Source organism: uncultured Gimesia sp., from assembly GCF_963972345.1.
GTDB lineage: Bacteria > Planctomycetota > Planctomycetia > Planctomycetales > Planctomycetaceae > Gimesia.
Genome location: NZ_CAXAVM010000007.1, coordinates 71,835 through 77,882, shown reverse-complemented (window position 1 = coordinate 77,882; position 6,048 = coordinate 71,835). Strand labels below are relative to the sequence as shown.

At 54.4% G+C, this 6,048-nt stretch carries 5 protein-coding genes; 1 reads left to right on the top strand and 4 read right to left on the bottom strand.

Annotated features, from left to right (window positions below; all coding sequences use genetic code 11):
* The 3 genes from AACZ40_RS02315 to AACZ40_RS02305 all read right to left on the bottom strand — a co-directional run.
* The coding region (locus AACZ40_RS02315) for a serine/threonine-protein kinase (protein WP_339673058.1) at positions 1-1,041 on the bottom strand (1,041 nt) is incomplete at its 3' end.
* Positions 1,042-1,098: 57 nt separating this feature from the next.
* Positions 1,099-1,695, bottom strand: coding sequence for an RNA polymerase sigma factor (locus AACZ40_RS02310; RefSeq protein WP_291177139.1), 597 nt, complete (start codon positions 1,693-1,695; stop codon positions 1,099-1,101).
* A gap of 160 nt (positions 1,696-1,855) precedes the next feature.
* Positions 1,856-3,319 carry a sodium:solute symporter family protein gene (locus tag AACZ40_RS02305; protein WP_291177138.1) on the bottom strand — a complete coding sequence of 488 codons (1,464 nt, stop codon included), beginning with the start codon at positions 3,317-3,319 and terminating at the stop codon, positions 1,856-1,858.
* A gap of 331 nt (positions 3,320-3,650) precedes the next feature.
* Between AACZ40_RS02305 and AACZ40_RS02300 the strand changes: the two genes are divergently transcribed.
* Positions 3,651-4,796 carry a serine hydrolase domain-containing protein gene (locus AACZ40_RS02300; RefSeq protein WP_339673054.1) on the top strand — a complete coding sequence of 382 codons (1,146 nt, stop codon included), beginning with the start codon at positions 3,651-3,653 and terminating at the stop codon, positions 4,794-4,796.
* 250 nt (positions 4,797-5,046) lie between these two features.
* On the opposite strand, the gene AACZ40_RS02295 is transcribed toward AACZ40_RS02300, so the two are convergent.
* Positions 5,047-5,976 (bottom strand): hypothetical protein, encoded by a 930-nt coding sequence (locus tag AACZ40_RS02295; protein WP_291177132.1) that lies wholly within the window; start codon positions 5,974-5,976, stop codon positions 5,047-5,049.
* Positions 5,977-6,048 lie beyond the last annotated feature (72 nt).

Sequence of the window (6,048 nt, the reverse complement as noted above, 5' to 3'; positions counted from 1 at the left end):
GTTGACGATCTGGCAGAGCCATTCCGGGATCTCGGCATTGATTTCACGAATGGGTCGCGGTTCTTCATCGGTAATCCGCCGCAACACGCCATAACTGGTTTCTGAACGGAACGGAGGCCGACCGGTACACATCGTATAGAGTACGCTACCCAGGCTGAACAGGTCACTGGACTGATCGACTGCTTCACCGCGTGCCTGTTCGGGAGACATATATTGAGGCGTTCCCGCGATGATGCCGGTCCGCGTCAGACTGGCATCATCGGCCGCACGTGCCAGTCCAAAATCGGTCAACTTGACACGTTCGACGCCATCCGACAACAGAATATTAGCCGGTTTGACATCACGGTGTACCAGTCCCTGCGCATGAGCTGCCGCCAGACCATTGGCAGCCTGCATACCAATCCGCAGTATCTCCACCAGGGCCAATGGTCCTGTATCATCCAGTCGACGTTGTAACGAGGGGCCTCGCACATAAGACATGACGAGATAAGGCAGCCCCTTCGTTTCCGCCACACCATGAATTTCAATCACACTGTCATGCACGACAGCAGCGGCGGCTTGCGCTTCTCGCGAAAACCGTTTGCGCGCCGCCCCACTACTGCCCAGATGAGGTGCCAGAATCTTGATGGCTACATAACGATTTAGTGCGGGATCAAGGGCTTTCAATACCACTCCCATCCCTCCCGCACCGATGACCCCTACAATTTCATATGTGCCCAGGCGTCCCAGCATCCGCTCGTCATCCGAGGGTGCCAGCAGATTTAAGACAGAGCTGTGAGAGAATGATGCTTCATTTCCTGTGCCCACATCCAGGGCAGAATCATCCTCACCCGGATATTCCAGTGTGAGCGTTTCGTCTTGAAGCGAATCCCGGACCGACGCCCAGATATCGCCACTGGCAGCCGCCGCTTCCAGTTGTTGGCGGCAATCGCAGCATTGATCCAGGTGGATCTCAAACTCGGTCTGTTCGTTGTCACTCATTTTCTGCTGCAGGAACAGCTCAATTGCTTCCGGATGACACATCGTTGTTTTATTCTTCATTCTGTTAACTCCTGACAACGGATACGCACACTCCTGCAGTTTCTGACAGGTGACGTGTTATCTATCATGTTCATACTCCGCAGCTTTCTCCTGAATTCTCCGCATCACGCGGCTGCGGGCTGCATAAATGGCGCCTCGATTTTTCCCATATTCCTGCGCGACTTCTTCAATTTCACGTCCCTCAACCGCAGTCAACCAGAACAGGTCCCAGGTAGCGGGCTGGAATTCCTGTCGCACATGCCGGGCAGCCCAGCGAAAGACTTCACGCCGATACTCTAACCGTAACAGGCTCGAATCCGGTCCGTTTTGCGAAACATGTTCATTCAGCAAGGCCTGCAATTCCGATTTACCCGAACCACGATCAGGCTTGCCGCGCATCAACGCATTGAGAATGGCATTGTGCGCCACTCGGTGCAGCCAGGTACGAAACTTTGCTCGCCCGGGATCATGGGGACGCTGCTCGACCGCTTTGGAAATCGCTACCAGAACCAGTTGTGCCACATCTTCTGCATCTGCGGCCTGCATTCCTTTTTGACTCGCCATTCGCAAGATCACAGGGCGGTATATTTCCACGAACTCATGCCACGCCGCCTGATCCGCAGGATCGCGGACGCGGACCAGCAAACTGGCTCGTGTATCGGGAGTGGTATTCATGATCGTGAACCTTCTTTACCCTGTTATACACGTCAGTAACCCGTATCTGACAGTCAAATCAGTATTCTATGAATTTCTGTCGAAAGTCGCTCGAAATGAGCGATTTTAACATACTGCTCCCAACCCTGGTTCAGAGTTTCACGCTGGATCTATGAATATCTTACACAACACGAGGCATATCGACCCGTGGGCTGATCCATTGTCCGATCAGGTATCCCGCGATGCTGGCGAGTAAGCCGGTCAGTTCCGGCGGCACGGTTGTCAGAATTGTCTTCAGTGTTCCGGTCGGGACTGTCTCTGAAGACAGCAGGGAGACCGCGATCTGCTGGCCCATCCAGAACAGGCTGCCACAACCGATCGAAAGCAGACCCGGTAATTCTCCCCGCGGACGTAGAAAGACGCCGGCGACAAACGGCACGAGCAGCGCTACAAGTCCGACGGCCAGCGCGCTCTCCAGCAGTTCCAGAATTTCTTCGGTCATCAGCGCCAGCGGCAAGCTGGTGATCGCGACAAAACCGACACTCAGACGATTGGTCAGCAGATTTCGCTCGTGGAACCAGGCGATTCGATTCAGCAGATTATGCGACAGCAGCGCCGCCGGCGAGAGCATCGCACTCGTACACGTAGAAACCACGATCGCCATTACCGTCACGACGAGCAGGCAGATCCCCGGAGGGGAAAGAAAGAGCTCCGCGAGCGCCAGAATGACATGCCCATCACTTCCCTGTGGCAGTTCGTCCGGCCAGAGTTGTCGCGATGCCAGACCCATTCCTACCGGCAGCAGTCCGAACAGAATATACACACAGCCCGCCAGGAGACAGGCCCGTGACGCCACAGAGCCGCTGCGGCTTGCGAAAATTCGCTGCATCAGATCCTGTCCCGGTATATTACCAAAGACGCCATTCAGCCAGGTGGTCGACCAGCCCAGCAGCGCCACCAGACCGGCTTCAGGCAGCAGCGTCCGCAGTTCGAGCGGCGTCTGTTCCCATGTCATAGTGATCCCACCAGCCACCGATCCCTCACCCACTGTCGATGCAAACTTGACTCCCAGCAGAACAAGACTCACCAGAACCACGCAGATCTGTACCGTATCGGTCAACGTCACCGACCACATACCGCCAATCATTGTCAGAAATGTCACGAACAGCGCGGCTCCGAAAATTGCCGTCGTATGATCAATCTGAAAGAAATGTGTCAGCACCGCAGCCAGAGCCAGATACTGTGCAGCGATCCAGGGAAGATATCCCAGTGCCTGCACCACGCTGGAAACCAGTTCGGTTTTTCGGCCGTATTTCTGCGAGAACAGATCGCCTACCGTCAGCAACTGCATCTCCCAGACACGTCGGGCAAAGAAGAGACCGGCGACAATCAGCGCCAGCCCCGATGCAAACGGATCCAGAATCGTTCCCCTGACTCCTTCCGCACGCGCAGCTTCGCTCGCCCCCAGCACCGTCGCCGCCCCGAACCAGGTCGCCAGCAGTGTTCCCCACGCCAGCCACAACGGCAGCCGTCGTCCCGCGACGAGATAATCTTCTTCATTGTTGACCCTGCTGCCGGCATACAGCCCCAGCCCCACCATCAACAGGACATATACAGCAAGCAGAATCCCAAGCCAGAACGTCATCGTCAGTCTCTTTGATACCAGAATAAATCAGACCAGCCGTCGGTCACTGTTCCCCACAGATACAGCGTCTTTTCAATTGCAGTGGCACTGGCATCGTACCGATATCCTTCAATTTCTGCGCACGTTGATCTATGTCAACATGGAATTTTCTGAAAAATCCGTCTATCCGGCTGAATCATTTCCTCTTTTCAGAACCCCTCTGCTCTGACCTCACATTTTCTGGAGGTCTTGATCTGATGTGATAAGTTTGGGAAGCGAAAGAAACCGTTCTGAATTCGTCTCATCCAATGCCACTGACAATGTCACTGAAACCTGCCTGTCGGGAAGAAACATGAAGACCTCCAACAATTCTGCACGTCCAGTCACTCTGTGTTCCTGTTTTCTGGCAGTGAGCTTCGCGTTGTTCCTCACAGTTTTCCCGCTGGCTGCTGCGAATCCAACAGACTATCAGCAGAAACTCCCCGCCATTCGCAAGCTGATTACGGAAACCATGGCAAAAGATAAATTGCAAGCGGTGCTGCTGGGGGTGAGTGTCGAAGGGAAAGAACTCCTGATCCTCGCAGAAGGAGAGACGATGACGGGTGTACCCGCTACGGCTGACATGCATTTTCGCAATGGGAACGTCGCAGTGGCTTATATGGGCAATCTGTTCTATCAACTCGTGGATGACGGCATCGTGAAAGCCGACGATCCGGTAGGGAAATGGCTGCCCGACCTGCCTGAGTCGCAGACGGTCACACTCGAAATGCTTATCAACGGCACCGCCGGCTACCCCGATTTCATGCCCATGGATCTGTTTCAGAAAAAACTCTACGCTAACCCGTTCCATCAGTGGACGCCACAGGAACTGATCAAACTGGCTTTCACCGAGAAACCGAAATTCAAACCGGGCAGCGACTGGAACTACGCCCACACCAACTTCGTCATTCTGGGTCTCGCCCTGGAAAAGGCAGCCGTCAAACCTTTCGGCGAACTGATGCAGGAGCGAGTCCTTACTCCTTTTGGCATGCAGGAGACAGCCGCGCCAGGCACTCCTTACATTCCAGAGCCCGTCCTGCATTCCTATACTGATGAACGCGGCTACTATGAAGACGCTACCTTCTGGAATCCTTCCTGGTCGCTGGCCCGCGGTGCGGTTCAATATACGACCATCGGCGACACCCTCGCCGGCTTTCGTGCCGTCGGACAGGGACAGCGTCTGAAACCGGCAACCTTCCAGGCCATGCTCGCTCCCCAGACGCCCGGCATGAAGTTCTGGACGAAAGACATGTACTACGCCCAGGGTATCGTCGTCAACAAAGGCTGGCTCACCCAGGCCCCCAGCTTCGCCGGTCTCTTCGGCACAGCCGGCTATCACCCGGCCAAAGACATCACCATCGCCCTCTGGTGCACCCGCTCCATCGACGCCAGTTCAGAAGGCAACCCGATTTCCGGACTGTATCAACGGCTCACCAAAATCCTGACGTCAGAAAATTGAACCGATTGCTTCAAAAGCTTACCAGTGAATCCTGTGATCGACTCAATTAACGTGAAATCCTAATTATGATTTCACAGACGACAAAGTTTGTACTCACGCCGACTATCTGATAATGAGTGTCGAGTGATTTCATAGTAATTCGCAAAAACATACGTTTTCCGAAACAGCTCATTTTGGAAAGGCCCCGGCAATCCATTACGCTGCACAATACATAATGCACAGAACACAATGCTCAAAGCAATGCGGCCCGTTAATCCATGTCAACCGGGGTCACCATAAACAGCGTTACGGTCTCTTCCGCAGGGGTCTCTGACTTCGCATTCACCACCTTACCTGGGGTTCCCGTATGCGAAATGGTTCTGACCACAAGCGTTTCCCCGAGGTTCATTTCCACCTGTGTGTTGACGCGACGTACCGTCAGACCGGGAACCGTCAGCCCATTCACTTTGACCGCGTTCGCGAAGTCGCGGTGTGAGAGCTCCGGGCTGAATTCGAGTTGGATTCTCCCTGTATCGAGCAAACGTGGCACGACCTTGCAAATCACGCCGAACTGCTTCCACTCGACGGAGGTTTGATTAACTCCGGCCGGGATCAGGATCGGAAATTCACCGCCGCTCACTGACGTTGCTGGTTGACCGGGAGCGGTGACAATTTGCGGACTTCCATGCACCACAATCACCCTGCCCGCTTTTTTCAGTTGCGCGATGGCTGCTTCTGCATTCCTGTAAACGGTGACAGCGCGATTGGAATGACTACGCGGGCCGCTTGCAGGTTTCACCGGCTCTGCTGACGCTGCAAATTCTGCTGCTGCTTCGCTCGATAGTTCCAGAAAGCAACAGCGGCAGAGAATCTGGTCCGGCCTTCCCGTCAGCTGTCGCAGTTGTTCGGTTTGTTGTTGCAGCTCTGTTATCTGCCGTGCTAATTCCGCTCGCTCTCGGCTGATGCGCCGGTTAAGTTGCTCTGCCAGCTCTTGCAGCTTTATTGCTTCTTCAGCCAGTCCCGCTGCTTCCAGTTGCTCCCTCGCAACGCGGAGATGATCCAGGGCCGACAACTTGTGGTTCGCTTCATGAACCGATTCTGGAAGTTTCTGTGGCGCAGGACACTCTTCCGGTTCGGCACTGAGACTGATCGTCGTCAGAGACAACGACAACGCGAAAATAATCGTAGAGCGTATAAACATCCTTTGCCTCCTTTGCAGCGAATTCTATTTGAACTGGTCGATTTGAGTCAATCTGAGTTATAATCACGCCAC

Excerpts from the sequence above, each read along its gene's own strand:
- AACZ40_RS02300 (WP_339673054.1), top strand. The coding sequence starts at position 3,651 with ATGAAGACCTCCAACAATTCTGCACGTCCAGTCACTCTGTGTTCCTGT.
- AACZ40_RS02305 (WP_291177138.1), bottom strand. The coding sequence starts at position 3,319 with ATGACGTTCTGGCTTGGGATTCTGCTTGCTGTATATGTCCTGTTGATG.
- AACZ40_RS02310 (WP_291177139.1), bottom strand. The coding sequence starts at position 1,695 with ATGAATACCACTCCCGATACACGAGCCAGTTTGCTGGTCCGCGTCCGC.
- AACZ40_RS02295 (WP_291177132.1), bottom strand. The coding sequence starts at position 5,976 with ATGTTTATACGCTCTACGATTATTTTCGCGTTGTCGTTGTCTCTGACG.